Origin of the sequence: Bradyrhizobium mercantei, assembly GCF_001982635.1 — a bacterium.
Lineage (GTDB): Bacteria > Pseudomonadota > Alphaproteobacteria > Rhizobiales > Xanthobacteraceae > Bradyrhizobium > Bradyrhizobium mercantei.
Genome location: NZ_MKFI01000004.1, coordinates 342,177 through 368,919, shown reverse-complemented (window position 1 = coordinate 368,919; position 26,743 = coordinate 342,177). Strand labels below are relative to the sequence as shown.

Below are 26,743 nucleotides of genomic sequence, written 5' to 3'. Positions count from 1 at the left end.
GGGACCTTAAACCCTCACCCGGCGCTACGCGCCGACCTCTCCCAAGGGAGAGGTGAACTTGCCCCGCCGCTCCAACTCAACTTATTCCCATCCTGCGCTTAGGCCCGCGCCGGCGCATCCGCGAGCGAGCTCAGCGCGATGCCGCCGACGATCAGGGCCGCGGCGATCGCGAGCGAGAGATCGATCGGCTCGCCGAGCAATAACGCCGCGGTCACGATGCCGACGATCGGAGTTCCGGTCGTCCCGAGCGAGGTGGTCAGCGCCGGCAGGCTCTTGTTGACCATCGACATCGCCCAATAGGCCAGCGCCGTGCCGATGAAGCCGGAATAGAGGAACAGCAGCACGAGGTGCGGCGACCATTTCACCGCGGGCACGCCCTCGGTGACCAGCGCGGTCGTGGTCAGCACCAGCGTCGCGACCAGCACCTGCCACAGCAGCAATTGCAGCGGCGTCGCGATCCAGCGGTGCGAGCGGATATAGATGATGTTGGCGGCCCAGCAGATCGCGGCGAGGATGATCATGCCGGCGCCTGCGATGACGTGCAGATTGCTCCAGTCCAGCGACGCCGGGTTGAGGATCACGCAGAGGCCGGCGAGGCCGAGCGCGACACCGACGAGCTTCAGCGCGCCGAGCCGCTCGGTTCGCGCGGCTCCGGCGGCGAGCGCGACCCAGAGCGGGGTGGTGTAGCCAAGCACGATGCCCTTGCTCGCCGGCAAATAGCGCAGCCCGGCAGCGACCAGCGTCGAGAAGAACGTCATGTGCAGCAGCGCCACGCTGAGCACGACCGGGATGTCGCCGATCCGCGGAATGATCAGATTGCCGCTGGCGCGCAGGATCACCAAAAGCGCGATCAGGGCGACCCAACTGCGGATCGATGCGGTCCAAAGCGGCGGCACCGCCTCGACCAGCGTTTTGGTGACCGACCAGTTGGTGCCCCACGCCAGCACCACGACGATGAACAGGGCAGCGGCTTTGGCGGGGGAGAGCGATTGATTCACGACAGAATCCTTGCCGGCGATACCTTCTGTGAATAGGATCGCACTGGTCCTATCGAAAGGGCCAGACTGGATAGAATGAAGGAGCCAGATTGATCCTCGCCGAATTGCTCGCCTTGAAGCGCTCGGACGAGGCCGGGCTCGCCGCGCAGCTGACGCAGCAACTCCGCGCGCTGATGTCCGGCGGTCAGATCAGGAGCGGGGCGATGCTGCCGTCGAGCCGCAGCCTTGCGGCCGAGCTCGAGGTGGCGCGCAACACGGTGATCCACGCCTATGAGCAGCTCGCCGCCGAGGGCTATCTGCGGCTCGCCGCGCGGCGGCGTCCGGTGGTGACCGACGATATCGAAGCGCGCTTTGCCAGACCTGCGCCCGTGCCAAAGCGCGAGGCCGCCCGCAAACCGTTGCTATCGCCGTGGGCCATGCAGCTCTCCGACACGGATTGGCCGCTGTCCTACCAGGCGAACTTCCGGCCGCTGCGTTCCGGGCTCGCGGATGCGCGCGAGTTTCCGCACGAGATCTGGGCGCGCTGCCTGCGCCGCAGCGCGCTGCGCCGGCGCTTCAACGACCAGACCTTGATCAACCGGCCGGCGCTGCGCGAAGCCCTGCGCGACTATCTCGAAATCAACAGAGGCGTGCGCGCCGAGGCCGATCAGATCCTGATCCTGCCGTCGGCGCAGGCGGCGCTGACGCTGATCGCTGCGACCACGATCGTCGCGGGTGACGCGATCTGGACCGAGGACCCCGGGTATCCCGGTGCTGCGGCGGCGTTTCGCGCGACCGGTGCCGACGTCGTCGGCGTCAGGCTCGATCAATGGGGCATGATGCGCGTGCGGGAGACCCGCGCGCCAAAACTCATTTTCACGACGCCGTCGCATCAGCATCCGACCGGGCGGGTGATGCCGGTGGCGCGCCGCACCGAGCTGCTGGCTTCCGCCACGCCGGGCAAGACCTGGATCGTCGAGGACGATTACGACGGCGAGTTTCACTATGACAGCCGCCCGATGCCTGCCTTGCAGGGGCTCGATCGCGAGGGACGCGTGCTCTATCTCGGTACGTTTGCAAAGGCGATGACCGCCGATATCCGCATCGGCTATCTGGTGGTGCCGCCGCAACTGGCGCGGACGATGGAGATCGCGCAGCGCCATCTCGGGCTGATCGCCTCCGTGCACGTCCAGGAGGCGTTGGCCGGCTTCATGGCCGACGGACACTTCCTGGCGCATGTCCGGCGCATGCGCCGCATCTATCGCACGCGCCGCGACCATCTCGCGGCAGCGCTTGCGCGACAGCTCGGCGGAGTCGTCACTGCCGAGGTCCCGGCGGGAGGCATGCAATTGATCGCGCGCTTTCAGAACGGCGCCTCCGACCAGGACGCCGTGGCGCGGCTGGTCGGGGCTGGTGTCGAGGTGCGCGCGCTTTCGACCCTTGCCGCGGGGCGACCACGTGATTTCGGCCTGTTGCTCGGCTTCGCCGCCTGGCGCGAGAACGAGATCGGCGCCGCAGTCCGCATCATGGCGAACTGCCTGACCGGCAAGCGTGCGACGCGTGCTTGACCATCGGCGTCATTGCGAGGAGCTCGCGACAAATTTGCAAAGCAATTTTGCGCTGAAGCGACCAAGCAATCCATGGGTCCGCATACCCGGTTGGATGGACTGCTTCGCGGAGCCTGTCATCCGGCGGCGCTTCGCGCCGACCGGTTGGCTCGCAATGACGGAGGTAGGCTTGCGCTATTTCGGAATATCAGAAGTATATTGCTGAGTTGCCCGACGTGTCAAGCAGCTTGTCGCGCGCCGGCGGTGGCCGGCTCCTTTGCATGGGGTTGTTTTCGATATTTTGTCAGCGCGCCCTTGCGACAGCCCGCGGGGGAGGGGATGCAGCTGACAAGCTGCTACGCCTCCGCCCGCCTCGCAGCGTTGCAGGCTCACTCGGCCGCCTTGGTGACGATCCGTATCTCCGACGTCAGCGTCTTGTGCACCGGGCACTTGTCGGCGATCTCCATCAGCCGCTTGCGCTGATCGGCGTCGAGGTCGCCCTCGATCCTGATGACGCGGTCGATCTGGTCGAGCATGCCCTCGCGCGTCTCGCACTCCTCGCAATCCCTCGCATAGATCTTGTTGTGCTGGAGCGTGACGGTGATGCGATCGACCGGCAGCGACTTGCGGTCGGCATACATCCGCATCGTCATCGAGGTGCAGGCACCGAGCCCGGTGAGCAGGAAGTCGTACGGTCCCGGACCGGTGTCATCGCCGCCAACGGTGACCGGTTCGTCGGCGATGAGCCGGTGCGGACCGGTGGTGACGATCTGCTGGAACTTGCCATTGCGGGTCTCCTGCACCACGACGTTGCGCGGCGCGCTGCCAGCCTCCGCCGTGGGCTGTGCCGCGAGATCGACATAGCGTTCGGCCCAGGCGCCGATCACGTCGGCGACATAAGCGGCATCCTGCTTGCCACTCAGAAGATGGTCCGCGCCCGCGAGCGAGACGAAGCTCTTCGGATGCTTGGCCGCGATGAAGATGTTGGTGGCGTTGTCGATGCCGACGGTGTCGTCGGTCGGCGAGTGCATGATCAGCAGCGCCTTGTGCAGCTGCTTGACCTGCGCCATCAAATTCTGCTCGGCGACGTCGTCGAGGAATTCGCGCTTGATGCGGAACGGGCGGCCGGCAAGCGACACCTCGCCTTCGCCCTGCGCGCGGATATCCTCGATCCGGTCCTTGAAGAAGTGCGTGACATGGACCGGATCGGACGGCGCGGCGATGGTGACGACCGCCTTCGCCTCGGGGATCTGGCCGGCGGCCGCAAGGATCGCGGCGCCGCCCAGGCTGTGGCCGATCAGGATCGCCGGCGCCTTGCGCGTCTCGCGCAGATGGTCGGCGGCGCGGACCAGATCGGCGACGTTCGACGAGAAGGTCGAGTTGGCGAAATCGCCCTCGCTGGAGCCGAGGCCGGTGAAGTCGAACCGCAGCGTGGCAATGCCCTTGGCAGCGAGCGCGACCGCGATGCGTTTTGCCGCCAGCACGTCCTTGCCGCAGGTGAAGCAGTGCGCGAACAGCGCATAGGCCATGATCGGGCCGTCGGGCGTATCAAGGGCTGCGGCCAGCTGATGGCCGCCGACACCGGTGAATTGAAAGCGTTCGTGCGGCACGGGCAGGCTCCATCATCGTGTTGGTTTGTCAGTCGCCAGAATAGCGCTGTTCGGCCCAGGGATCACCGCGATTGTGATAGCCGCGCACTTCCCAGAAGCCCGGCGCATCCGCGGTCAGGAATTCAATGCGCTGCAGCCATTTCGCGCTCTTCCAGAAATAGAGATGCGGCACCACCAGCCGCACCGGGCCGCCATGCTCCTGCTCCAGCGGCTTGCCCGACCAGCTATGGGCGAGCAGCGCGTCCTCGGCGGCGAAATCCCCGAGCGGCAGGTTCGTCGTATAACCGTCATAGCAATGCAGTGCGACGAACCGCGCATCCTCGCGCGGCTGGCAGGCCGCGAGCAGGTCGCGTGTCGCAAGTCCTTCCCACTGATTGTCGTAGCGCGACCAGGTGGTGACGCAGTGGATGTCGGAGACGAACTTGGTCTGCGGCTGCGCCATGAATTGCGGCCAGTCCCAGTAGATCGTCTGCTCGACCGCGCCGTAGACGTCGAGCCGCCAGCGCTGCTGCGTCACGTTCGGCAGCAGCCCGAGATCGAGCACCGGCCAATCCGCCGTCAGATGCTGGCCCGGCGGCAGGCGTTGCTCCTCCGGTCGGGTGATCTTGCCGGTGAGGAATTTGCCCTCGCGCGCCCAGCGCTGCTTGCTGCGCGTCAGCTTGCTCTCGGGCGGTTCCTGATCGTCAGCCATGGCGTCGGGCCGTCATTCGTGGCGATGCATCGCGGAATCGTGCTTGGTGTCGCGCATGGTCGAGTAGATCAGCAGCGACAGGAAGATCATGCCGCTGAGATAATAGTAGAACCAGTCCTCGTGCCCGATGCTCTTGAAGTAGAGCGCGACCGCGGGCGCGGTGCCGCCGAAGATCGACACCGTGATGGCGTAGGGCAGGCCGACGCCGAGTGCGCGGACATTGGTCGGAAACAGTTCGGCCTTCACGATCGCATTGATCGAGGTGTAGCCGGCGACGAAGATCCAGGCGCCGCAGATCAACAGGAACGCGATGAACGGCGACTTGGTCTCCTTCAGCGCGGTCAGGATCGGGATCGTGGCGATGGTGCCGACGACGCCGAAGAAGATCAGCAGCGGCTTGCGGCCGATGCGGTCGGACAGCGCGCCATAGATCGGTTGCAGGAACGTCGCGAAGATCAGCGAGCCGAAGATCACGAAGGTGGTCTGGTCCTCGGTGAGGCCGACCGACAGTTTCACGAAGGTCTGCATATAGGTGGTGAAAGTGTAGAACGCCGCGGTGCCGCCGGCGGTGAGGCCGACCACCAGCAGCAATTCGCGCGGATAGTTCAACAGGCCGATGATCGAGCCGGTCGGCTTCGAGACTTTCTTGGCCTCCTCGAACGCCTCGGTCTCGTGCAGGCTGCGCCGCATCACCGCCGCGAAGATCGCGAGCAGGGCGCCGATCACGAAGGGAATCCGCCAGCCCCAGGCCTTCAACTCGTCCGGCGTCAGGAACACCTTCTGCAGCAACAGCAGCACGATGATCGCGGTGAGCTGGCCGCCGATCAGGGTGACGTACTGGAAGCTGGAATAGAAGCCGCGATGCTTGGCATCGGCGACCTCGCTGAGATAGGTGGCGCTCGCGCCGTACTCGCCGCCGAGGCTCAACCCCTCGATGACGCGCGCCAATGCCAGGATCGCCGGGGCCGCGATGCCGATGGTGGCGTAAGTCGGCGTCACCGCGATGATCAGCGAGCCGAAGCACATGCAGACCACCGAGAGCGTCAACGACAGCCGCCTTCCATAGCGGTCGGCGATGAAGCCGAACAGCCAGCCGCCGAGCGGGCGCATCAGGAAGGTCGCGGCAAACAGCACGGCCGCATTGAGCTGCTGCACCACCGGATCGCTGTGCGGGAAGAACGCCGGCGCGAAATACAGCGCGAACGCGGTGTAGGCGTAGAAATCATACCACTCGACGAGGTTGCCGACCGAGCCGATGAAGATCGCCTTCACCCGCCGCTCGACGTCGTGGATGTCGAGATGATCGCTCGCGGATTGAGCGGTTTGATCGGACATAGCTTTGCTCCCGGACTCGTCGGTTCGATTCCGGGGCAAGCTACCTCATTGGGTTGTGCGATGTAACTGCTGACCTGTTCCTTTAGGCGTTCTTGCCGAACAGAACAGGCAGTTGACGCGGGCCACGCACCGTGCCTTCAGACCAGGTGACCTTGCCGGCGGGGTCGAGGCGGAAGTCCGGAATCCGCTTCAGCCATTCCTCGATCGCGACCTGCATCTCCATCCGCGCCAGATTGGAACCGACGCAGCGGTGGATGCCGAGGCCGAACGCGGCGTGGCGGTTCTCCTTGCGGTCGATCACCACCTTGTCCGCATCGGGGAACATGGCGGGATCGCGGTTGGCGGCGGGGAAGGACAGCAGCACCATGTTGCCGGCCTTCACCGGGCAGCCGGAGATCGTGGTCTCCTTCATCACCTCGCGCGCCATCGTCACCGGCGCATAGGCGCGCAGGAATTCCTCGATCGCGGTCGGGATCAGCGCCGGCTCCGCAACCAGGCGCTCGCGATCGGCGGGTGTCCTGGCGAGATGCCAGAGCGAGGAGCCGATCGCGCTCCAGGTGGTGTCGATGCCCGCGATCAGGAGCAGCCGCAGCGAGCCCAGCACGTGCTCGTCGGTCAGCGCCTGGCCGCCGGGGCCCTTGGCGCGCAGCAGCTGCGAGATCAGATCGTCGCCCGGCGCAAGCTTGCGCTGCTCGAGATGGGCCATGAAATAGCCGGTCATCTCGCGCACGCCGTTCATCAGCTCCTCGTCGTTCTTGATGCCGAGCTCGAGGATCTGGTGGATCCACTTGATGAAGAGGTCGCCGTCCTTCTCGGGGATCCCGAGCATATGCGCGATGGCGCGTACCGGGATGTGCTTGGTGTAGCACGCCGCGGCGTCGCAACGGCCATCGGCGATGAATTCGTCGATCAACTCGTTGCAGATCGCGCGCACCCGCGGCTCCAGCCGCTTCATCGCATCCGGCGTGAACGGCGGCAGCAGCACCTGCTTGGCGGGCTTGTGCTCCGGCGGGTCCGAGGTGATCGGCGGCGCGCGGGCGGTGATGTCGGGGCGCACGTCGCGCACGATGACGCGGCGCGAGGAGAAATGCTCGGTGTCGTAGGCGATCTCCTTCACCGCCTGATAGGTGGTCGGCATGTAACAGCCGAGGAAGCGCTCGGTGTGCACGACGGGCGAGGCCGCGCGCAGCGTCTCCCAGATCGGGAACGGGTCGTCGGTCCAGACCGGATCGGTATGGTCGAAATCATGGACCCAGTCGGTGACTTTGGGATGTTCGGGCAGATAGCTTGCGGACGGGGAATCGGACATCAGCTCGTTTCCTTCTCGTTCGATCAAATGCTGGTCGGCTCGGCGGAGGCGCGCGGCCATCCGTCGCCGCCGCTATTCCTCGGTGACTTCGATCGCGATTTCCGGGCAGTTGGTCTGCGCGAGCCAGGCCTTGTCCTCGAGCCCGGCCGGAACGGTGCCGTCGCCGACCTCATGGGCGTTGCCGTATTCGTCGAGCTCGAACAGTTCGGGGGCGAGTGATTTGCAGCGGGCGTGACCCTGGCATTTGTCCTGGTCGACGCGGATTCTGAGCTTGGCCATGCAAGCACTCTCCCTCGGCTCTGGCGCAATGCGGGTTGCGCCGGGTTCCTCATTCCGGTTTATGCAAGTTCTAGCTTGCTTGGGCGGGTCGGCTCTTAACCGGACCGCTAAGTTATAGCATATTACATTATCGTCGCGCTTGCGCGTCAAGCGAAAATTCAGCGATCATTGCCGCAATGGGACAAATCGTTCGTAAGCCGTTGAAAACCTACCACCATGGCGACCTCCGCGAAGCGCTGATTCAGGCCGCGTTGCAGGAGGTCGAGCTTGGCGGGCCGGAGGCTATCAGCATCAAGGCGCTGGCCAAGCAGCTCGGCGTCTCGCAGCCGGCACCATACCGGCATTTCGCCGACCGTGAGGCCTTGCTGGAGGCGGTGACCGCGGAGGCGTTCCGGCAGTTCAATGTCATCATGCGCGAGGCGATCGAGCAGCCCGGCAAGGGCTCGAAATTGTCGCGCTTCGCGCAGGCGGCGCTGGCGTTCGGGCTCGAGCGCCACGGCATCTACCGGCTGATGTTCGCGTCGCGCACCATGGCCTGCGCGCCCAAGGGCAGCGAGCTGCACACCGCGGCGATGGAAACGCTGGCGCTCTTGGTCGAGTCGTTCGAGGCGCCGGCCGTCGGGCTGTTGCGCGAGCGGCAGGCGCTGAAGATCTGGGCCGGGCTGCACGGCATCGTGATGCTCGCCGAGCAGGGCCTGCTCACCGGCGAGGCCGCGCAGATCAGCCGCGAGGAGCTGCTGGACGAGATCGTCGAGCAGACCAAGGCCGCACTTACGTTCGCGCTGCAGGCGGCGGAAGGTAAGGCGTAACCCACACCTTAGCGTGGCGGCCGCGGATCGATCGGGGTGGTGCCACGCACGCCCAGAATATCCTCCAGCACTTTCGCGCCGGCCAGAAGCTGCGCCTCGGCGCGCGGTTTTGCCACCATCTGCAAACCGATCGGCAGGCCCGATGCGGTGAAGCCGCAGGGCAGCGACAGCGCCGGGCAGCAAGCCAGCGTGATCGCATAGACGATGCCGAGCCATTCGACGTAATTGTCGAATGTCTTGCCGTCGCATTCGGCGACATAGCGGTGCTCGACCGGGAATGGCGGCACGATGGTCGCCGGCGCCAGCAACAGGTCATATTTGTCGAAGAATTCGAGCGCACGTGCTGATATCGCGACGCGCTGCGCCTCGGCGCGCTCGAGCTTCTCGACCGTGAGCTTCAGCCCTTCCTCGATGTTCCAGATCACCTCGGGCTTCAGCAGGTCGCGCTTGGTGCGCAGCAGCTCGGCCTTGCTGATCGCGAAATCGAACGCGCGCAGAACGTGGAAGCATTCATGGGCTTCGCTGAAATCGGGAGATGCCTCCTCGACGATCGCGCCGGCTTCGGCGAAACGCTCGGCCGCCTTGCGGGTCACCGCCTTGACCTCGGGATCGACTGGCGTGATGCCGAAATCGGGCGAGTAGGCGATGCGTTTCGGCTTGCTGTCGGAGCGCGCCGCGGACAGGAACGACGTCGGCAGCGCGGGCAGCGACAGCGGATCGGCGGCGTGCTCGCCGCTCATCGCGTCGAGCAGCAGCGCAAGGTCTTCGACATTGCGCGCCATCGGTCCCTGCTGGCCGAGCGTGCGGTCGACACCGAATTTCGGCGTCTGCGCGACGCGGCCGATCGACGGCCGCAGGCCTACGATGCCGCAGAAGCTCGCCGGGTTGCGCAGGCTGCCGCCCATGTCGGAGCCGTGCGCGAGCCACGCGGTGCCGCTCGCCAGTGCTGCTGCGGCGCCGCCGGAGGAGCCGGCCGCCGAGCGCGACGTGTCCCAGGGATTGCGGGTCGGGCCGAACACCTCGTTGAACGTGTTGGCGCCGGCGCCGAATTCAGGGGTGTTGGACTTGGCGTAGATCACGCCGCCATTCTGTTCGAGGCGCTCGACCAGGATGTCGGACTTCGCCGGGATGTTGTCCTTGAAGATCGGCGAGCCCAGCGTGGTCAGCACGCCGGAGACCGCGGTGAGGTCCTTGATCGGAACGGGAAGCCCCGCGAGCAGGCCGCGCTCGCTCGCCGGCTTCTGCATCAGGACCTTGGCATGGCTGCGGGCGCGGTCGAAGCAGAGCGTCGGCAGCGCGTTGACCTTGCCGTCCACCTCGGCGATGCGCTGTTCCAGCACGTCGAGCAGATCGAGCGGCGTGACGTCACCGGCTTTCAGCTTCTCGACGACGGCACACGCCGTTTCCTTCACCAAGCCCTGATCAGCCATGCGCCGTTGCTCCTATGTGTTCTGTTTGCTTGTGCTGTAGAACATTTCCTGCCGTCGTGGCAATGCGACGAGAACGGAAGGGACAGGGATGGCAGCGTTGTTTTCCGCGCTGGACTGGCGCGCGATGGGCCAGCAGGAGCGAGACCTCGGCTTGAACAATGGCGTTGCGGTCAAGGGCAGCGCCGAGATCGCCGCCGGCTGGGAGCAGCGTTCCGCGGCATTGCGGCAGAAGCACTCCGACCATCTCGACCTCCGGTACGGCCCGCGTGAGCGCAACCGGATCGATTTCCTGAAAGCCCGCGATGGCGCGCCGACGCTGTTGTTCATCCACGGCGGCTATTGGCAGACCCGCGCCAAGGAGGTGTTCACGATCTTTGCCGAGGGACCGCTGGCGCACGGCATCAATGTCGCCCTGATCGGCTATACGCTGGCGCCGGATGCGACGCTCGACGAGATCGTCGCCGAGATTCACACAGGCATCGATTATCTGGCCCAGCGGCTGCCCGCGCTCGGCGCCGCTGCCGATGGCATCGTCGTGTCAGGCTGGTCGGCGGGTGGCCATCTGACATCGATGGCGCTGTCGAACGCCCATGTCCGGGCCGGCATGGCGATCTCGGGCATCTATGACCTCGAGCCGATCAGGCACTCCTACCTCAACGAGAAGCTCAGGCTCGACGAAGCGGCTTCGCGACGCAATTCGCCCATGATGCAGGAGGGCGGCACGGCAAAGCCGCTGTCGCTGGTGGTCGGCAGCGCCGAACTGCCGCTGCTGCGCAAGCAAACCGCCGATTTCGCCGGCCATCGCGCCCGTCACGGCTTGCCGGTGACCTATGAGGAGATCCCCGGCGCCGACCATTTCTCCATCATGAACCAGATGCTGGCGCCGCAGGGCCGCATCACGACGCTGATCCGGCAGTTGTTCGAGCGGACAGCCAATTAGGCCGTCATTGCGAGGAGCGAAGCGACGAAGCAATCCATCGCTCCGCATATGCTGAAGCATGGATTGCTTCGCTTCGCTCGCAATGACGAGGAGAGGCTTAACCCCACCCCGACGTCAGCCCGCCATCCACCGTGTAGATCACGCCCGATGTATAACCCGCGCGATCGGACGCCAGGAACGCCATCAGGTCGCCGATCTCGCGCGCATGCGCGGGGCGGCCGAGCGGCAGGCCTTTCTGGAATTCCTTGTAGCGGTTCTCGTCGCCGAACTGGTTCTTGGCGCGGGTCTTGAGCAGCGTGACGTGGCGGTCGGTGCCGACGGGGCCCGGGTTGATACCGACGACGCGGATGTTGTCGGCGAGGCTTTTTCCCCCGAGCGCGCGGGTGAACGACATCAACGCCGCATTGCCGGCGCTGCCGCAGATGTAATTGGCGTCGAACTTCTCGCCGGCCGCGCCGATGTCGTTGACGATCACGCCGCCGCCGCGCGCCTTCATCTGGGTATAGATCGCGCGCGTCAGATTGACGTAGCCGAACACCTTGAGCTCCCAGGCGTGCCGCCAGGTCGTCTCGTCGATCTTGTCGATCGAGCCGCCCGGGATGTCGCCGGCATTGTTGACGAGGACGTCGATGTCGGCCGCCTCCCTGGCCAGCCGCGCGAGGTCCTCGGACTTGCGCAGGTCGACCACGCTGATCGCGGCATCGATCTGGTGTGCGGAGCGCAGCCGCTCGGCGAGCGCCTTGAGCTGATCGCCGTTGCGGGCGGCGAGCAGCAGATTGGCGCCTTCCTCGGCAAAGGCTTCGGCGGCGGCCGCGCCAATGCCCTTGGAGGCGCCGGTGATCAGGACACGTTTGCCGCGCAGATGCAGATCCATGGAATGTCTCGCTGGTTATGAGGAGTGGGGTGTCGGCGAAATTGGTGGGGCAGGGTCGCGCCGCGGTCAACACTGCACTGCAGCGTTGCGCTGGCGCGAAGTTTGGTCCATTGCAGGGCGATCAGGATAGGCGGCATTGCCGGCCGGGCAAATCACAAGGGTGTTCTCGATGAGCAGCAAAAAGCAGTATCGGATTGCGGTCATTCCCGGCGACGGCATCGGCAAGGAAGTGATGCCGGAGGGCCTGCGCGTGATCGAGGCGGCGGCGAAGAAGCACGGCGTCGACGTCAAGTTCGACCATTTCGACTTCGCCTCCTACGACTATTACGAGAAGCACGGCGAGATGATGCCGGCCGACTGGAAGGACAAGATCGGCAAGCACGATGCGATCTATTTCGGCGCGGTCGGCTGGCCGGCCAAGATCCCGGATCACGTCTCGCTGTGGGGCTCGCTGATCAAGTTCCGCCGCGAGTTCGACCAGTACGTCAACCTGCGCCCGGTGCGGCTGATGCCCGGCGTGCCGTCGCCGCTGGCCAACCGCAAGCCCGGCGACATCGATTTCTGGGTGGTGCGCGAGAACACCGAGGGCGAATACTCTTCGGTCGGCGGCCGCATGTTCCCGGACACCGACCGCGAATTCGTCACCCAGCAGACCGTGATGACCCGCACCGGCGTCGATCGTATCCTGAAATTCGCGTTCGACCTGGCGCAGTCGCGGCCGAAGAAGCACCTGACCTCGGCGACCAAGTCGAACGGCATCTCCATCACCATGCCCTATTGGGACGAGCGCGTGGAGGCGATGGCCAAGAAGTATCCGGGCGTGAAGTGGGACAAGTACCACATCGACATCCTGACCGCGAACTTCGTGTTGCATCCGGACTGGTTCGACGTCGTGGTCGGCTCCAATCTGTTCGGGGACATCCTCTCCGACCTCGGCCCGGCCTGCACCGGCACGATCGGCATCGCGCCGTCGGGCAACATCAATCCGGAAGGCGATTTCCCCTCGGTGTTCGAGCCGGTGCACGGCTCGGCGCCCGATATCGCGGGCCAAGGGATCGCCAACCCGATCGGCATGATCTGGTCGGGCGCGATGATGCTGGAACATCTCGGCGAGAAGCAGGCCGCTGATGCCATCGTCGGCGCGATCGAGCGCACGCTCGGCGAACGTACGCTGCGTACCCGCGATCTCGGCGGCAATGCCGACACCACCGCCTGCGGCAAGGCGGTTGCGGAGATGGTGGACTAAGTTTGCTGTTACCTTCTCCCCTTGTGGGAGAGGGTGGCTTCGATGCGGTAGCATCGAAGCCGGGTGAGGGGTTTCTCTCCGCGGATGCAGACCGCTCATCCGTCGCGGACTGCGTCCGCGCCACCTTCTCCCACAGGGGGAGAAGGCAAGAGGTCTGCGTGGGTGGGTTACGCTTCGCTAACCCACCGTTGCTGTCGTCCCTGCGAAAGCAGGGACCCATAACCACAGGGTCCGTTGTCATGGCTCGCTGTGGCCCCAGCCTTCGTAACAAAGTGGAGCGGTGGTTATGGGTCCCGGCTCGCGCTTCGCTTGGCCGGGACGACGGCAGGGAAGGAGATCATCATCCCTTCACGATCCTGCGGCAATGCTCCCATGCCGCATGGATCAGATTCTCGCTCGCCTCGGGCGTGCGGAATGCGGAGTGCGCCGACAGCGTCACGTTCGGGATCTTGGTCAGCGGATGATCCTTCGGCAGCGGCTCGATGTTGTAGACGTCGAGTCCGGCGTGGCGGATGTGGCCTGAATTGAGCGCATCGATCATCGCCTGCTCGTCGACGATCGCGCCGCGCGCGGTGTTGATCAGCACCACGCCCTTCTTCATCTTCGCGATCTTGTCGCGCGTGATCAGGCCGCGGGTCTCGTCGTTCAGCAGCAGATGGATCGAGACCACGTCGCTGTTGGCGAGCACCGTGTCGAGCTCGGTGAATTCGACGCCCGGATGGCTCTTGGGCGATCGGTTCCAGGCGATCACCTTCATGCCGCTGCCAAGCGCGATACGGGCCACCTCGGCGGCAATGCCGCCGAAGCCGACCAGGCCGAGCGTCTTGCCGGTGAGCTGCATGCCGTCCTCGCGCAGCCAGTTGCCGGCGCGCATCTCGCGGTCCATCTGCGCGATCACCCGCGCCGAGGACCACATCAGCGCGATCGCGGACTCCGCGACCGCGGTGTCGCCATAGCCCTTGATCAGGTGCACGGAGATGCCGAGCTCGGCGAGCTCTTCCGGGTTCATGTAGCTGCGCGCGCCGGTGCCGAGGAACACGACATGTTTCAGGCCGGCGCACTTCTTCGCAACTTCTGTCGGCAGCGCGGTGTGATCGACCACCGCGATCTCGGCGCCGTCGAGTACGGCCGAATAGTCCTCGGACTTGATGTCAGGGTTGCGGTTGATCCGCATCCTGGGATCGCCGGGTTTTTCCAGGCGCTCGGTGATGACAGCGAGCGATTCATTGGCGTCGACAAACACTGCGCGCACGAAAGCCTCCATCGAAGGGAGATGTGAAGATCAGGACGCGACGCCGGCGAGCGCCAGCACCGTATGCATCAGGACGTTGGCGCCGGCGGCGCAATCGGGCTGCGTGGCATCTTCCAGTTCGTTATGGCTGATGCCGTCCTTGCACGGCACGAACACCATGGCGGCCGGCATCACCGTGTTGAGGTTGCAGGCGTCGTGGCCGGCGCCCGAGGTGATGCGGCGGTGCGAATAGCCGAGCTGATTGGCCGCGTTCTCGACGGCGTCGACCAGCTTGGGATCGAAATGCGTCGGCGCCTTGCGCCAGACCAGATCGAGCTGCACCTCGACCTTGCGCTTTGCTGCGATCTCGACGACGGCCGCACGCAGGTCGCGGTCCAGCGCATCCATGATCGCGGCATCGGCGCTGCGGCAATCCACCGTGAAGGCGATCTCGCCGGGGATGACGTTGCGCGAGGGCGCGGCGATCACGGCCTCGCCGATGGTGCCGACCGCCTTCGGGCCGTGCTTCCTGGCAATGCTTTCCATCGCCAGCACGATTTCCGACAGCGTCGCCAGCGCATCGCGGCGCAGCGGCATCGGGGTCGATCCCGCGTGGCTTTCGAAGCCTGTGATCTTGCCGTCGTACCACAGCACGCCCTGGCCTGAATCGACCACGCCGATGGTCTTGCCCTCGGCCTCCAGGATCGGGCCCTGCTCGATATGCAATTCGACGAAGCCTGAGAACTTCTGGCGGCCGACCGGTGCATCGCCGCGATAGCCGATCGAGTCCAGCGCCTGCGCCACCGTGACGCCCTCAGCGTCCTTGCGCGACAGGATGTCGTCGGTGGTGAAATCGCCGACATAGGCGGCCGAGGCCATCATCGCCGGCGCGAAGCGCGAGCCTTCCTCGTTGGTCCAGTTGCAGATGCAGATCGGCAGCTCGGTCTCGATCCCGGCATCGTTCAGCGTGCGCACCATCTCGAGCGCGGCGAGCGTGCCGAGGATGCCGTCATATTTGCCGCCGGTCGGCTGGGTGTCGAGATGCGAGCCGACCCCGATCGGCGGCTTCGACATGTCACGCCCTTTGCGCAGGCCGAACATCGAGCCGAGCGCATCGACCTGCACGTCGAGGCCGGCGTTCTCGCAGGCCTTGCGGAACCAGTCGCGCACCTGCTTGTCCTCGGCGCTCAGGGTCAGCCGCCGCACGCCGCCCTTTGGCGTTGCGCCGAACTGCGCGGTTTCATGGATGGTGCCCCAGAGGCGGGCGGAATCGATCTGCAGGTTGGTTGCGGCTCGGCTCATTGCGGCTCTTCCCTTTACGCGACCGTTTTTTCATGACGCGACACTCTCGCGCCGTCAACCGTCACGCTGGTCTGCGCGATCTGCCGGGCGAGATTGGCGACGCGCTCGATGGCGACCGCATCGGGCGAGGCAAGCCAGCTCGCGGTGAAGGTGAGGGGCGGCAGCTTGAGGTCGGTGTCGAGCAGTTGCAGCCGGCCGTCGGCAAGCTCGTTCTCGACGATCGCCGCCGGGATCACCGCAATGCCAAGCCCTTCATTGGCCATGTGGATCACGGTCGCGAGCGAGGTGGAGGCGTGCAGCCGGATCGGCGGCAAATCGGGCGCGTTGAACAGCGCGCGCACGGTCTCGTAGGGCTGGGTCTTGCGCGGAAAGGTGATGATCGGAAACCGCGCGATATCCTGCCGCGCCACCGGGCCGTCGCCGAGGCCGAGCGCGGGGCTTGCCAGGAAGCCGATCGGGTAGTCGCACAGCACATGGTTGTGCGCGCCGGACGCCGAGACCGGTCCGAGCACGAAGGCGAGCTCGATCTCCTGCGCCAGCAGCCGCGCCGTCAGGTTCGGCGTGATGTCGACCTCGATCTCGAGCGACAGGTTCGGGTAGATCTCGTTGACGCTCTTGACGAGCCGCGGCAGCCAGGTGTGCACGATGGTCTCCGCGACACCGAGCCGCAGCGCGCCGCGCATCGCCGAACGGTCGCCGACCTCGGCCATCATCTCCGAACGCAGGCCGATCAGCTTCTCGGCATAGATCATCATCAGCCGTCCGCTCGGCGTCGGTGAGGCCACCCGGTGGTCGCGGTTCAACAGCTTGACGCCCATCTCGCGCTCGAGCTGGGCAATGCGCTGGGAGATCGCCGGCTGGGTGGTGTTGAGCCGCTGTGCGGCGCCGCGGAAGCTGCCGAGCTTGACGACCCAAAGGAATGTTTCGATCGAGCGGAAGTCCGTCATTGGAAGCAATTTCCCGATCGATAAATCTGCTTTATCGATTTTGATTAGAAAGGACGATTAGACATTATATCATGCTTGGTGTTGGTTTGTCCTTGTCGAGATTATGGGCAGGAGAATCCCATGACTGTTTTTGCGGCAGTGCAGCGATCTCAGGAGGAGCCGGTGCTGGCGAGCGTCGAAGCGCGGCGCGCCTGCCGTGACGGCGGGGCGTCGGCCACCACGGCCGGTCTCGCCAACGGGTTCGTCCAGGGCAATCTCGCGATCCTGCCGGAGAAGCTCGCCGGCGCCTTCCACCGCTTCTGCCAGCTCAATCCGAAGCCGTGCCCGATCATCGGCATGTCCGATGCCGGCGATTTCAGGATTCCCGCGCTCGGCCTCGACCTCGACATCCGCACCGACGTGCCGCGCTACCGGGTCTGGCGCGACGGCGAGGTGGCGGACGAGCCGACCGACATCACCAAATACTGGCGCGACGACCTCGTCACCTTCGTGCTTGGCTGCTCCTACTCGTTCGAGGAGGCGCTGCTGGATGACGGGCTGCCGATCCGTCATATTGAACGCAATTTGCGTGTGCCAATGTACCGGACCAACATCGCCTGCCAGCCGTCGGGGCCGTTCGCGGGACCGATGGTGGTGTCGATGCGCCCGTTCAAGCCGGCGGATGCGATCCGTGCGGTGCAGATCACCTCGCGCTTCCCGTCGGTGCACGGCGCGCCCGTGCATCTCGGCCACCCGCATGCGATCGGCATCCAGGATATCGCCAAGCCCGATTACGGCGACGCGGTGCCGGTGGCCGATGACGAGATCCCGGTGTTCTGGGCCTGTGGCGTGACGCCGCAATCGGTGATCGCAGCTGCGAAGCCGCCGTTTGCGATCACGCATGCGCCGGGGCTGATGCTGGTGACCGATCTCAGGAACAAGCAGCTCGCTGTGCTCTGAATAGGCAATTCGTGCAATTCATTGAGGCTTTACTGCGCGCTACAAGCGTCACATCGATAAGAACAGAGCTGAAGGGGAAATTTCAATGACGATCTCTCGCCGTAACGTGTTGCTGGGTGCCACCGCTGCCGCAGCCCTCGGCCCGATTGCCGCGCGCGCGCAAACCAGCGAAGTGGCAATCGGCGTGATCTACCCGCTGTCCGGCTCCAGCGCCGCGATCGGCGTCGACGCGCAGCATGCCTTCAACACCGCGGCCGACATCATCAACAAGAACTACGATTTCGCGCTGCCGCTCGCCAAGGGCGAGGGCCTGTCCGGCCTCGGCGGCGCCAAGGTCAAGCTGGTGTTCGCCGACCACCAGGCCGATCCGCAGAAGGGCCGCGCCGAGACCGAGCGCCTGATCACCCAGGAGAAGGTCTGCGCCGTCGTCGGCACCTATCAGAGCGCGGTCGCCGTCACCGTCAGCCAGACCTGCGAGCGCTACGGCGTGCCGTTCATCTCGGCCGACAATTCCTCGCCGAGCCTGCATCGCCGCGGCCTCAAATTCTATTTCCGCGCCTCGCCGCATGACGAGATGTTCTCGGCGGCGATGTTCGACTTCTTCGATGCGATGAAGAAGAAGGGCCAGAAGATCGAGACGCTGGCGCTGTTCCACGAGGACACCATCTTCGGCACCGATTCGGCGAACGCGCAGACCAAGCTCGCCGCCGAGCGTGGCTACAAGATCGTGGCCGACATCAAGTACCGCGCCAACTCGCCGTCGCTCACCGCCGAGGTGCAGCAGCTCAAGGCGGCCAATGCCGACGTGCTGATGCCGTCGAGCTACACCACCGACTCGATCCTGCTGGTCAAGACCATGGCCGAGCTCGGCTACAAGCCGAAGAACATCATGGCGCAGGACGCCGGCTTCTCGGAAAAGGCGACTTATGACGCGGTTGGCGACAAGCTCGAGGGCGTGATCTCGCGCGGCAGCTTCTCGCTCGACCTGGCGCAGAAGCGGCCGATGGTCGGTCTCATCAACGAGATGTACCGCGCCAAGTCCGGCAAGGACTTCAACGACTATACGTCGCGCCAGTTCATGGGCCTCATCATCATGGCTGATGCCGTCAACCGGGCCAAGTCGACCGACGGCGAGAAGATCCGCGAGGCGCTGGTTGCGACCGACATGCCGGGCGACGTCACCATCATGCCCTGGCGGCGCGTCAAGTTCGACGAGATGGGGCAAAACAACTTCGCCGATCCGGTGCTGCTGCAATATACCGCGAAGAACTTCGTGACGATCTTCCCGGAACAGGCCGCCGTCTCCGAGGCGATCTGGCCGATGAACAGCTGATCGGTCGGCCACGTTCTCGTCGTCCCGGGCAAGCGAAGCGCGACCCGGGACCCATTACCCCAGGCAGGCGTTTTGCGATGATTGGTTGTTGTCTTTCCTACCGATGCATTTGTGGTTATGGGTCCTGGCTTTCGCCAGGACGACGCTGGGGCCATACATTGACCGGGGCGCAACGGTGACAGCCGAGACCATTATCCAGAGTTTGGCGAGCGGCCTCCTGATGGGGCTGCTCTACGGGCTGATCGCCGCAGGCCTCGCATTGATCTTCGGATTGATGGACGTCGTGAACTTCGCGCATGGCGAGTTCCTGATGATCGCGATGTACGTGACCTTCTTCCTGTTCGCGTTCTTCGCGATCGATCCCTTGCTCGCGGCGCCGCTGGTCGCCGCGGCCTTGTTCGTGTTCGGCGCGGTGGTCTATCTGTTGATCGTCCGCTTCGCGATGCGCGCCAAGGCCAATGCCGGCATGGTGCAGATCTTCTCGACCTTCGGCCTTGCGATCGTGATGCGGGGCCTCGCCCAGTTCTTCTTCACGCCCGACTACCGCAGCGTCACCAACTCCTGGGTCGGCGGCAAGACGGTGTCGATCGCCGGCATCTATCTGCCGGAGCCGCAGCTGATCGGCGCGATGCTGTCGATCGCGGCCTTCGTCGCGCTCTACTTCTTCATCAACCGTACCGATTTCGGCCGGGCGCTGGAGGCGACGCGCGAGGACGCCGGCGCGGTGGCGCTGGTCGGCATCGACAAGAACCGGGTGTTCGCGCTGGGCTGGGGCCTGGGTGCAGCGCTGGTCGGTCTCGCCGGCGCCATCATGGCGATCTTCTTCTACATCTATCCCGACGTCGGCGCCTCGTTCGCCCTGATCGCCTACGTCACCGTGGCGCTCGGCGGCTTCGGCAGCGTGTTCGGCGCCTTTGCCGGCGGCATCATCGTCGGGCTGGTAGAGGCGACAACAGCGCTGATCCTGCCGCCGTCGCTGAAATCGGTCGGCATCTATGCCGTCTATCTCCTGGTCGTCTTCATCCGCCCGCGCGGCCTGTTCGGATCGATGTGATGGACACCCACTTCGCCCAACGCCGCAGGCGTGACCTGATCATGGCGGCCTGCCTCGCGGTGATCGCCGCGCTGGTGCCGCTGTTCGTCAAGGACGTCTACGTCCAGAACATCATGGTGCTGACGCTGATGTATGCGGCGCTGTCGCAGAGCTGGAACATCCTGTCCGGCTATTGCGGACAGATCTCGCTCGGCCATGCGCTCTATTTCGGGCTCGGTGCCTATACCACGGCGCTCTTGTTCACCAAGTTCGGCGTGCTGCCGTGGTTCGGCATGCTGGCGGGCGGGGCGATCTCGGCCGTGATCGCGATGGCGCTCGGCTATCCGTGCTTCCGCCTGCGCGGGCATTATTTCGTGATCGCGACCATCGTGATCGCCGAAATCGCGCTGCTTTTGATCCAGAACTGGGATTGGGCGGGCGCAGCGCTCGGCATCGATATCCCGGTGCGGGGCGACAGCTGGCTGAAATTCCAGTTCACCCGCTCGAAGCTGCCGTACTTCTATTTCGCGCTGGCGCTGGCCTGCATCGCCTGGTTCGTCACCTGGTGGCTGGAAGATTCCAAATGGGGCTATTGGTGGCGCGCGGTGAAGGACAATCCGGACGCCGCCGAAAGCCTCGGCGTGGTCGTGTTCAATTCCAAGATGGGCGCGGCGGCGGTCTCGGCCTTCCTGGTCGCCGTCGGCGGCAGCTTCTACGCCCAGTTCGTGTCCTATATCGACCCTGAAAGCGTGATGGGCTTCCAGTTCTCGCTGCTGATGGCACTGCCCGCGGTGCTCGGCGGTATCGGTACGCTATGGGGGCCGGTGCTCGGCGCTGTCATCCTGATCCCGCTCACCGAGCTGACGCGCTCGTTCGTCGGCGGCTCCGGCCGCGGCGTCGACCTGATCGTCTATGGCGCGCTGATCGTCGCGATCTCGCTGGCGCTGCCGCGCGGCCTGGTCAGCGTGTTCTCCTTGCGCAAGGGGGCCGCACGATGACGGCTCTGCTGGAGACCCGTGGCGTCTGGCAGCGCTTCGGCGGCCTCGTCGCCAACAGCGACGTCTCGATCTCGGTCGGGCGCGGCGAGATCGTCGGCCTGATCGGCCCGAACGGCGCCGGCAAGTCGACGCTGTTCAACCTGATCGCGGGTGTGCTGCCGCCAACCCAAGGCTCGATCATCTTCGATGGCGAGGACGTCACAAGGCTGCCGGCGGCGGAGCGCTGCCAGCGCGGCGTCGGGCGCACCTTCCAGGTGGTCAAGAGTTTCGAGACCATGACCGTGATCGACAACGTCATCGTCGGCGCGCTGATCCGCAACACCAAGATGCGCATCGCGCGGCAGAAGGCCTATGAGGTCCTCGAGTTCTGCGGCCTTGCCGCGCGCGCCGATAAGCTCGCCGCCGATCTCGTTCCGTCGGAGAAGCGCCGACTCGAAGTTGCCCGCGCGCTGGCGACCGAGCCGAAGCTTTTGCTGCTCGACGAAGTCCTCACCGGGCTGACGCCGGTCGAGGCCCAGACCGGCGTCGAGCTGGTGCGCAAGGTGCGCGCCACCGGCGTCACCGTGCTGATGGTCGAGCATGTGATGGAAATCGTGATGCCGCTGGTCGACCGCGCCATCGTGCTCAATCTCGGCAAGGTGCTGGTCGAGGGCAAGCCCAACGAGGTCGTCCGCAATCCGGAAGTCATTTCCGCCTATCTCGGGGATCGTCATGCTGTCGGTGCGTGAAGTCACCACCGCCTATCAGGGCCTGGTCGCGATCTCCTCGGTGTCGATCGACGTCACCAAGGGCGAGATCGTCTGCGTCGCCGGCGCCAACGGTGCGGGCAAGTCGACGCTGCTGAAATCGATCGCCGGCGCCGAGCGCCCGCGCGCGGGCACCGTCACCTTCGACGGCAAGCGCATCGACGGCCAGCCGCAGCACGTCATCACGGCCGGCGGCATCGCCTTCGTGCCGGAGAACCGCCGGCTGTTTCCGCGGCTGTCGGTAAGCGACAATCTGCGGCTCGGCAGCTACCTCTATCGCAGCAAGTCCGACCGCGATGCGCCGCTCGATCTGGTGTTCAATCTGTTCCCGCGGCTCGGCGAACGGCTCGAGCAGCGCGCCGAGACGCTGTCCGGCGGCGAGCAGCAGATGCTTGCGATCGGCCGCGCGCTGATGACGCGGCCGCGCCTGCTGATGCTCGACGAGCCGTCGCAGGGCATCATGCCGAAACTGGTCGATGAGATATTCCAGGCCGTGAAGCGCATCCGCGACGCCGGCATGACGGTCCTGATCGTCGAGCAGCGCATGGCCGAATGCCTCGAGATCGCCGACCGCGCCTACATCCTGCAAACCGGCCGCGTGCTGATGCAGGGCACGGCAGCCGAGATCAGCAGCAATCCCGACGTGCGCAAGGCGTATCTGGGGCTTTGACGGAAGGGCACATCCGCGCACTCAGACGTCATCCCCGCGCAAAGGCGAAGCCTTTGTCGCTGGAGGTGCGCGCCTCTTCGGCGCGCCTCGAAGGATGGCCGCACACACCGCCGTAACCCCATCCTTCGAGGCTCGCTCCGCTCGCACCTCAGGATGACGCCGGAGTTTGTAGCGAGTAGCTCGTAGCCCGGATGAGCGAAGCGACATCCGGGAGCGCTGGTCCCGCATATCGCTGCGCTCATGCGGGCTACTACCGAGCCAGCCCACGCAGCCTACTTGCCCTGTTCCTTAGCCTCTTCGACCTTCTCGACCTTGGCGGCGAGATCGGGCACGCGGCTGATGCGGTAGGTGGCGTTGCTGCAGGTCAGCGTCCACGCCTCGTTGTCGGGCTTGGAGAGCTTGTCGTCCCGCTCGGCCTTGAGCGGCTTGTCGCAGGCATAGCCCTGCGCGCGCAGCTGGGTTGCCAGCATGCCTGGCAAGGTCTCTTCGGTCCGTGCGTCCGATGCCGCAAGGCCGACGGCGAACGGCGCCGCTAATGCCAAGCCCGTGAACTTCATCATAACTGTCTTCCGCATACGATCCTCCGCTTGATCTAGTGAGGTTGATCCGGCAGCACGAGCCCGAATGTCCTGGTCAAATCCGCCACCTGTTCGGGCGAGAGATAGCGCGGGTTCAGCCCGCGCAGCAGCAGATAGAGTTTGGCGGTTTCCTCCAGCTCCTCGGTCGCGAACACCGCCGCTTCCAGCGTGTCGCCGGAGACGACGGGGCCGTGATTGGCGAGCAGCACCGATGAATATTTCCCGGCCAGCCCCCTGATCGCGTCGGCCACGGCGGGGTCGCCGGGGCGATAATACGGCACCAGCGCGGTCTGGCCGCACTTCATGACATAATAGGCCGTCATCGCCGGCAACACGGCGCGCGGGTCGACCTCGGGCAGCATCGAGAGTGCGACCGACTGGGTCGAGTGCAGATGGACCACGGCGCCGGCGCTGGTGCGGGTCTGGTAGAGCGCGGTGTGCAGCGGCACTTCCTTGGTCGGGGCATCGCCGGAGACCAGCCGGCCGTTGGCGTCGAGCCGCGACATTTTCGCCGGATCGAGGAAGCCGAGCGAGGCGTTGGTCGGCGTCACCAGCCAGCCGCCATCGTCGAGCCGGACGCTGATATTGCCCGAGGATCCCGGCGTCAGCCCGCGCTCGAACAGCGAGCGGCCGAAACGGCAGATGTCCTCACGAAGCTTTGTTTCGCTCATCCGGTTTCGCTCTCGGCGCTTTCCTTGCCGCTTTCCTTGGCGTTTTCTTCGGCGCCATCCGTTTGCGGCTTTGTCTCATGCTTTGGCAGCGCGGCCAAGCCGTGATAGGCAAGCAGCAACGAGCATGATCGGGAAGAGTGAAAGCCGGTTTTCCGAAAATGTTCAAACAACTAAAGATGTTCGAGGGATCGCCTTATGTCCAGTTCCGCAACGCCACACGTCGCCGTCATCGGGCTGGGGTCAATGGGATACGGCATGGCGACCTCGCTGAGGCGCGCCGGCCTCGCGGTGACCGGCTGCGACGTGTCGGCCGATGCGGTCGCGCGCTTCGTGGCTGACGGCGGCAAGGGCGCGAAAACGCCGGCCGAGGCGGCCAGGGATGCCGATATCGTCGTCAGCGTGGTCGTCAATGCGGCGCAGACCGAGGCCATCCTGTTCGGCAAGGAGGGCGCTGCCGAGACCCTGGCCAAGGACGCGGTCTTCATCTCCTCGGCAACGATGGACCCCGACATCGCGCGGCGCCTCGCAAAACAGCTGGAGGCGACCGGCCGGCACTATCTCGATGCGCCGATCTCCGGTGGCGCGCAGCGCGCGGCGCAAGGCGAGTTGACCATTCTCGCCTCCGGCAGCGCGGCGGCCTTTGCGAAGGCGCGGCCGGCGCTGGATGCGATGGCGGCAAAACTCTACGAGCTCGGCGATGCGGCCGGGCAGGGCGCCGCGTTCAAGATGATCAATCAATTGCTGGCCGGCGTGCACATCGCGGCCGCCTCCGAGGCGATCGCATTCGCGGCCAAGCAGGGCCTCGATATCAGGAAGGTCTATGAGGTGATCACGGCCTCCGCGGGCAATTCCTGGATGTTCGAGAATCGCATGCCGCATGTGCTCGATGGCGATTATACGCCGCGCAGCGCGGTGGAGATCTTCGTCAAGGACCTCGGCATCATCCAGGACATGGCGCGCAGTGCGCGCTTCCCGGTGCCGGTTTCGGCCGCGGCGTTGCAGATGTTCCTGATGACGGCGGCCGCCGGCATGGGCCGCGACGACGATGCGTCGGTGGCGCGGATGTATGCGCAGGTCACCGGCACCAAGCTTCCCGGCGCGAAATAAGAGGATTTTGCAATGCCCCGCTTTGCCGCCAACCTCACCATGATGTTCAACGAGGTCCCGTTCCTCGACCGTTTCGACGCCGCGGCGAAAGCGGGCTTCACCGCGGTCGAATTCCTGTTTCCGTACGACCATCCGGCCGAGGAGGTCGGCAAACGTCTGAAAGACGCCGGACTGACGCAGGCGCTGTTCAACCTGCCGCCGGGTGACTGGAACGCCGGCGAGAAGGGCTTTGCTGCGCTGCCGGATCGCTTCGCCGATCTGCAAGCGAGCCTGAAGACCGCGCTGCCCTATGTGCAGGCGACCGGCGTCAAGCGGGTGCATCTGATGGCGGGCATTGCCGACCGCGGCGACGCCAGGGCGGTCGCCGCCTTCCGCAAGTCGGTCGCCTATGCCGCGGAGTTCTTCGCGCCGCACGGCCTCGACGTCGTGATCGAGCCCATCAATCCGCGCAACGTGCCCGGCTACTTCCTCAACGACTTCATCTTCGCGCGCGATGTCATCAATGAGTTGAAGATGGCGAACCTCAAGCTGCAATTCGACATCTATCACTGCCAGATCATCCACGGCGACGTCACCATGCGGCTGCGCGAGATGATGCCGATTATCGGCCACATCCAGATCGCCTCGATCCCCTCGCGCAACGAGCCCGACGGCGAGGAGCTGAACTATCCGTTCCTGTTCGGCGAGCTTGACCGGCTCGGCTATGGCGGCTTCGTCGGCTGCGAATACAATCCGCGCGGCAAGACGTCAGACGGCCTCGCCTGGTTCAAGCCCTATGCCGGAGTGAAGCCGTGACATCAGCTGCGAAACTGTCGCTCGGCTGCATCGCCGACGACTATACCGGCGCCTCCGACCTCGCCAACACGCTGACCCGCGCCGGCCTGCGCACGGTGCAGACCATCGGCGTGCCGGCCTCCGATCTCGCGCTGCCCGAGGTCGACGCCGTCGTTGTGTCGCTGAAGAGCCGCTCGATCGAGGCGGGCCTTGCCGTGACGCGCTCGCGCGCCGCGGAAAGCTGGCTGCGCGGCCGCGGCGTCAAACACATCCTGTTCAAGATCTGCTCGACCTTCGATTCCACCGATGCCGGCAATATCGGCCCGGTGATGGACGCGCTGCGGGCCGACTCCAAGGACAGCATCGTGCTGGTGACGCCGGCGTTCCCGGAAACCGGCCGCACCGTCTATCAGGGCAATCTGTTCGTTGGCTCGGTGCCGCTGAACGAGAGCCCGCTGAAGGACCATCCGCTCAACCCGATGCACGATTCCAATCTGGTCCGCGTGCTGGCGCGTCAGAGCAAGACCAAGGTCGGCCTGGTCGATCTCGCGACGCTCGCCCGCGGCGCCGATGCCGTTCGGGTGAAGCTCGCCGAGCTCGCGCAGAGCGGCGTCGGTGCCGCCATCATCGACGCGGTGTTCGACCGCGACCTCGAGACCATCGGGCAGGTGGCGCTGGATCATCGTCTCTCGGTCGGCGCCTCCGGGATCGGGCTTGGATTGGCGCGGACGCTGGCCGCCGCCGGCAACGCCAAACCGGATACGGCGCTTGGAACGCCGATCGGAGGCCCCGCGGCGTGCCTCGCCGGCAGTTGTTCCCAGGCGACCCTGCGCCAGATCGCCAGCGCTGAGAAGGTGATGCCGGTCCTGCACCTCGACCCCGAGCGGGTGATCGCCGGCAAGGACGAGGCGCAGCGCGCGCTTGCCTGGGCCAGGGATCGGCTCGGCGACGGACCGGTGCTGATCGCGAGCAGCTCGACCCCGGACGAGGTGGCAGCTCTGCAATCCCGTCATGGCCGCGATGCAGCCGGACATGCGATCGAGCAGGCCATGGCCGACATCGCGGATGGTCTGGTGCAGTCGGGGGTGCACAGGCTGGTGGTCGCCGGTGGTGAAACTTCAGGCGCCGTGGTCGATCGCCTGGGTATCCCGGGATTCCTGGTCGGCGCGGAAATCGCGGCGGGCGTGCCGGTTCTGCGCGCGGTCGGGTCTGGAAGGGGCGAGATGGTGCTTGCCTTGAAATCAGGCAATTTCGGCGGGCCGGAGTTCTTCTCGGATGCGCTGGCATTGATGCCCTGATGCGCCTCTCGCACATCCTGATGCGCCTCTCGCGCATCACGTCACTGACGTGACCGGCATCTCAGTAGT

At 65.4% G+C, this 26,743-nt stretch carries 27 protein-coding genes; 13 read left to right on the top strand and 14 right to left on the bottom strand.

The genetic code is table 11. The features are described 5' to 3' along the window. Positions 1–98: 98 nt before the first annotated feature. Complete coding sequence (locus BI327_RS19890) at positions 99–998, bottom strand: DMT family transporter (RefSeq protein ID WP_076862491.1); 900 nt, start codon at positions 996–998, stop codon at positions 99–101. 92 nt (positions 999–1,090) lie between these two features. On the opposite strand from BI327_RS19890, the gene pdxR reads away from it, so the two are divergent. Continuing rightward, complete coding sequence (gene pdxR, locus BI327_RS19885; RefSeq protein ID WP_076863076.1) at positions 1,091–2,545, top strand: MocR-like pyridoxine biosynthesis transcription factor PdxR; 1,455 nt, start codon at positions 1,091–1,093, stop codon at positions 2,543–2,545. A gap of 368 nt (positions 2,546–2,913) precedes the next feature. Here the strand turns inward: pdxR and BI327_RS19880 are convergent, their stop codons facing one another. The 5 genes from BI327_RS19880 to BI327_RS19860 all read right to left on the bottom strand — a co-directional run bounded on the left by BI327_RS19880 (position 2,914) and on the right by BI327_RS19860 (position 7,748). Next, positions 2,914–4,134: a bifunctional alpha/beta hydrolase/OsmC family protein gene (locus BI327_RS19880; protein WP_076862490.1), complete on the bottom strand. Its 1,221-nt coding sequence runs from the start codon at positions 4,132–4,134 to the stop codon at positions 2,914–2,916. Between the two features lie 28 nt (positions 4,135–4,162). Then, positions 4,163–4,825, bottom strand: a complete 663-nt coding sequence (locus BI327_RS19875) for a sulfite oxidase-like oxidoreductase (RefSeq protein ID WP_076862489.1) — start codon at positions 4,823–4,825, stop codon at positions 4,163–4,165. A gap of 12 nt (positions 4,826–4,837) precedes the next feature. Next, positions 4,838–6,160 carry an MFS transporter gene (locus BI327_RS19870; RefSeq protein ID WP_076862488.1) on the bottom strand — a complete coding sequence of 441 codons (1,323 nt, stop codon included), beginning with the start codon at positions 6,158–6,160 and terminating at the stop codon, positions 4,838–4,840. An 82-nt stretch (positions 6,161–6,242) separates the two neighbouring features. Beyond that, a complete protein-coding gene (locus BI327_RS19865) occupies positions 6,243–7,469 on the bottom strand; it encodes a cytochrome P450 (RefSeq protein ID WP_076863075.1) in 1,227 nt (408 codons plus the stop codon). 72 nt (positions 7,470–7,541) lie between these two features. Next, a complete protein-coding gene (locus BI327_RS19860) occupies positions 7,542–7,748 on the bottom strand; it encodes a ferredoxin (RefSeq protein ID WP_076862487.1) in 207 nt (68 codons plus the stop codon). Between the two features lie 176 nt (positions 7,749–7,924). On the opposite strand from BI327_RS19860, the gene BI327_RS19855 reads away from it, so the two are divergent. Then, on the top strand, positions 7,925–8,557 hold the full coding sequence (locus tag BI327_RS19855; protein ID WP_076862486.1) for a TetR/AcrR family transcriptional regulator: 633 nt from the start codon (positions 7,925–7,927) through the stop codon (positions 8,555–8,557). Positions 8,558–8,565: 8 nt separating this feature from the next. Here the strand turns inward: BI327_RS19855 and BI327_RS19850 are convergent, their stop codons facing one another. After that, complete coding sequence (locus tag BI327_RS19850) at positions 8,566–9,987, bottom strand: amidase (protein ID WP_076862485.1); 1,422 nt, start codon at positions 9,985–9,987, stop codon at positions 8,566–8,568. 88 nt (positions 9,988–10,075) lie between these two features. Here BI327_RS19850 and BI327_RS19845 point away from each other — a divergent pair, with 88 nt between their 5' ends. Further along, a complete protein-coding gene (locus tag BI327_RS19845) occupies positions 10,076–10,927 on the top strand; it encodes an alpha/beta hydrolase (RefSeq protein ID WP_076862484.1) in 852 nt (283 codons plus the stop codon). Between the two features lie 97 nt (positions 10,928–11,024). Here the strand turns inward: BI327_RS19845 and BI327_RS19840 are convergent, their stop codons facing one another. Beyond that, the gene (locus BI327_RS19840) at positions 11,025–11,801 is read right to left on the bottom strand and encodes an SDR family oxidoreductase (RefSeq protein WP_076862483.1); all 777 of its coding nucleotides are present in this window, start codon (positions 11,799–11,801) and stop codon (positions 11,025–11,027) included. Positions 11,802–11,970: 169 nt separating this feature from the next. On the opposite strand from BI327_RS19840, the gene BI327_RS19835 reads away from it, so the two are divergent. Further along, on the top strand, positions 11,971–13,047 hold the full coding sequence (locus tag BI327_RS19835; RefSeq protein ID WP_076862482.1) for a tartrate dehydrogenase: 1,077 nt from the start codon (positions 11,971–11,973) through the stop codon (positions 13,045–13,047). Between the two features lie 340 nt (positions 13,048–13,387). On the opposite strand, the gene BI327_RS19830 is transcribed toward BI327_RS19835, so the two are convergent. From BI327_RS19830 to BI327_RS19820, 3 genes are read right to left on the bottom strand one after another with little or no spacing between them, the layout of a single operon-like run. After that, on the bottom strand, positions 13,388–14,299 hold the full coding sequence (locus BI327_RS19830; protein ID WP_076863073.1) for an NAD(P)-dependent oxidoreductase: 912 nt from the start codon (positions 14,297–14,299) through the stop codon (positions 13,388–13,390). A 30-nt stretch (positions 14,300–14,329) separates the two neighbouring features. Beyond that, positions 14,330–15,580 carry a Zn-dependent hydrolase gene (locus BI327_RS19825; protein ID WP_076862481.1) on the bottom strand — a complete coding sequence of 417 codons (1,251 nt, stop codon included), beginning with the start codon at positions 15,578–15,580 and terminating at the stop codon, positions 14,330–14,332. Positions 15,581–15,594: 14 nt separating this feature from the next. Beyond that, positions 15,595–16,527: a LysR family transcriptional regulator gene (locus BI327_RS19820; RefSeq protein ID WP_076862480.1), complete on the bottom strand. Its 933-nt coding sequence runs from the start codon at positions 16,525–16,527 to the stop codon at positions 15,595–15,597. Positions 16,528–16,647: 120 nt separating this feature from the next. Here BI327_RS19820 and BI327_RS19815 point away from each other — a divergent pair, with 120 nt between their 5' ends. From BI327_RS19815 to BI327_RS19790, 6 genes are all read left to right on the top strand, one after another. Continuing rightward, positions 16,648–17,466, top strand: coding sequence for a putative hydro-lyase (locus tag BI327_RS19815; RefSeq protein WP_076862479.1), 819 nt, complete (start codon positions 16,648–16,650; stop codon positions 17,464–17,466). 85 nt (positions 17,467–17,551) lie between these two features. Next, positions 17,552–18,799, top strand: a complete 1,248-nt coding sequence (locus BI327_RS19810; RefSeq protein ID WP_076862478.1) for an ABC transporter substrate-binding protein — start codon at positions 17,552–17,554, stop codon at positions 18,797–18,799. 175 nt (positions 18,800–18,974) lie between these two features. Further along, complete coding sequence (locus BI327_RS19805; RefSeq protein WP_076862477.1) at positions 18,975–19,853, top strand: branched-chain amino acid ABC transporter permease; 879 nt, start codon at positions 18,975–18,977, stop codon at positions 19,851–19,853. Beyond that, positions 19,853–20,830, top strand: a complete 978-nt coding sequence (locus BI327_RS19800; RefSeq protein WP_076862476.1) for a branched-chain amino acid ABC transporter permease — start codon at positions 19,853–19,855, stop codon at positions 20,828–20,830. The genes BI327_RS19805 and BI327_RS19800 overlap by 1 nt, the downstream gene beginning before the upstream one ends. Next, positions 20,827–21,558, top strand: coding sequence for an ABC transporter ATP-binding protein (locus BI327_RS19795; protein WP_076862475.1), 732 nt, complete (start codon positions 20,827–20,829; stop codon positions 21,556–21,558). Before BI327_RS19800 ends, BI327_RS19795 begins: the two co-directional genes overlap by 4 nt. After that, a complete protein-coding gene (locus BI327_RS19790; RefSeq protein ID WP_076862474.1) occupies positions 21,542–22,246 on the top strand; it encodes an ABC transporter ATP-binding protein in 705 nt (234 codons plus the stop codon). Before BI327_RS19795 ends, BI327_RS19790 begins: the two co-directional genes overlap by 17 nt. 272 nt (positions 22,247–22,518) lie before the next feature. On the opposite strand, the gene BI327_RS19785 is transcribed toward BI327_RS19790, so the two are convergent. Genes BI327_RS19785 through BI327_RS43570 form a run of 3 tightly spaced genes read right to left on the bottom strand, consistent with a single transcriptional unit; the run spans position 22,519 to position 23,614 of the window. Beyond that, positions 22,519–22,821, bottom strand: a complete 303-nt coding sequence (locus BI327_RS19785; RefSeq protein ID WP_076862473.1) for a hypothetical protein — start codon at positions 22,819–22,821, stop codon at positions 22,519–22,521. 17 nt (positions 22,822–22,838) lie between these two features. Beyond that, on the bottom strand, positions 22,839–23,495 hold the full coding sequence (gene otnC / locus BI327_RS19780; protein WP_076862472.1) for a 3-oxo-tetronate 4-phosphate decarboxylase: 657 nt from the start codon (positions 23,493–23,495) through the stop codon (positions 22,839–22,841). Next, positions 23,492–23,614 (bottom strand): hypothetical protein, encoded by a 123-nt coding sequence (locus tag BI327_RS43570; protein ID WP_283807805.1) that lies wholly within the window; start codon positions 23,612–23,614, stop codon positions 23,492–23,494. Before BI327_RS43570 ends, otnC begins: the two co-directional genes overlap by 4 nt. Before the next feature lie 76 nt (positions 23,615–23,690). On the opposite strand from BI327_RS43570, the gene ltnD reads away from it, so the two are divergent. The 3 genes from ltnD to otnK are packed head-to-tail and all read left to right on the top strand — an operon-like array spanning position 23,691 to position 26,674. Further along, positions 23,691–24,602, top strand: coding sequence for an L-threonate dehydrogenase (gene ltnD, locus BI327_RS19775; RefSeq protein ID WP_076862471.1), 912 nt, complete (start codon positions 23,691–23,693; stop codon positions 24,600–24,602). Between the two features lie 12 nt (positions 24,603–24,614). Further along, positions 24,615–25,397, top strand: coding sequence for a 2-oxo-tetronate isomerase (gene otnI, locus BI327_RS19770; RefSeq protein ID WP_076862470.1), 783 nt, complete (start codon positions 24,615–24,617; stop codon positions 25,395–25,397). Beyond that, positions 25,394–26,674 carry a 3-oxo-tetronate kinase gene (otnK, locus tag BI327_RS19765; RefSeq protein WP_076862469.1) on the top strand — a complete coding sequence of 427 codons (1,281 nt, stop codon included), beginning with the start codon at positions 25,394–25,396 and terminating at the stop codon, positions 26,672–26,674. Before otnI ends, otnK begins: the two co-directional genes overlap by 4 nt. Positions 26,675–26,743 lie beyond the last annotated feature (69 nt).

Bases quoted from the DNA above. Each gene is read 5' to 3' on its own strand.
- BI327_RS19875 (WP_076862489.1), bottom strand. From the start codon at position 4,825: ATGGCTGACGATCAGGAACCGCCCGAGAGCAAGCTGACGCGCAGCAAG.
- BI327_RS19870 (WP_076862488.1), bottom strand. From the start codon at position 6,160: ATGTCCGATCAAACCGCTCAATCCGCGAGCGATCATCTCGACATCCAC.
- BI327_RS19865 (WP_076863075.1), bottom strand. From the start codon at position 7,469: ATGTCCGATTCCCCGTCCGCAAGCTATCTGCCCGAACATCCCAAAGTC.
- BI327_RS19860 (WP_076862487.1), bottom strand. From the start codon at position 7,748: ATGGCCAAGCTCAGAATCCGCGTCGACCAGGACAAATGCCAGGGTCAC.
- BI327_RS19855 (WP_076862486.1), top strand. From the start codon at position 7,925: ATGGGACAAATCGTTCGTAAGCCGTTGAAAACCTACCACCATGGCGAC.
- BI327_RS19850 (WP_076862485.1), bottom strand. From the start codon at position 9,987: ATGGCTGATCAGGGCTTGGTGAAGGAAACGGCGTGTGCCGTCGTCGAG.
- BI327_RS19845 (WP_076862484.1), top strand. From the start codon at position 10,076: ATGGCAGCGTTGTTTTCCGCGCTGGACTGGCGCGCGATGGGCCAGCAG.
- BI327_RS19840 (WP_076862483.1), bottom strand. From the start codon at position 11,801: ATGGATCTGCATCTGCGCGGCAAACGTGTCCTGATCACCGGCGCCTCC.
- BI327_RS19835 (WP_076862482.1), top strand. From the start codon at position 11,971: ATGAGCAGCAAAAAGCAGTATCGGATTGCGGTCATTCCCGGCGACGGC.
- BI327_RS19825 (WP_076862481.1), bottom strand. From the start codon at position 15,580: ATGAGCCGAGCCGCAACCAACCTGCAGATCGATTCCGCCCGCCTCTGG.
- BI327_RS19820 (WP_076862480.1), bottom strand. From the start codon at position 16,527: ATGACGGACTTCCGCTCGATCGAAACATTCCTTTGGGTCGTCAAGCTC.
- BI327_RS19815 (WP_076862479.1), top strand. From the start codon at position 16,648: ATGACTGTTTTTGCGGCAGTGCAGCGATCTCAGGAGGAGCCGGTGCTG.
- BI327_RS19810 (WP_076862478.1), top strand. From the start codon at position 17,552: ATGACGATCTCTCGCCGTAACGTGTTGCTGGGTGCCACCGCTGCCGCA.
- BI327_RS19800 (WP_076862476.1), top strand. From the start codon at position 19,853: ATGGACACCCACTTCGCCCAACGCCGCAGGCGTGACCTGATCATGGCG.
- BI327_RS19795 (WP_076862475.1), top strand. From the start codon at position 20,827: ATGACGGCTCTGCTGGAGACCCGTGGCGTCTGGCAGCGCTTCGGCGGC.
- BI327_RS19790 (WP_076862474.1), top strand. From the start codon at position 21,542: ATGCTGTCGGTGCGTGAAGTCACCACCGCCTATCAGGGCCTGGTCGCG.
- BI327_RS19785 (WP_076862473.1), bottom strand. From the start codon at position 22,821: ATGCGGAAGACAGTTATGATGAAGTTCACGGGCTTGGCATTAGCGGCG.
- otnC (WP_076862472.1), bottom strand. From the start codon at position 23,495: ATGAGCGAAACAAAGCTTCGTGAGGACATCTGCCGTTTCGGCCGCTCG.
- ltnD (WP_076862471.1), top strand. From the start codon at position 23,691: ATGTCCAGTTCCGCAACGCCACACGTCGCCGTCATCGGGCTGGGGTCA.
- otnI (WP_076862470.1), top strand. From the start codon at position 24,615: ATGCCCCGCTTTGCCGCCAACCTCACCATGATGTTCAACGAGGTCCCG.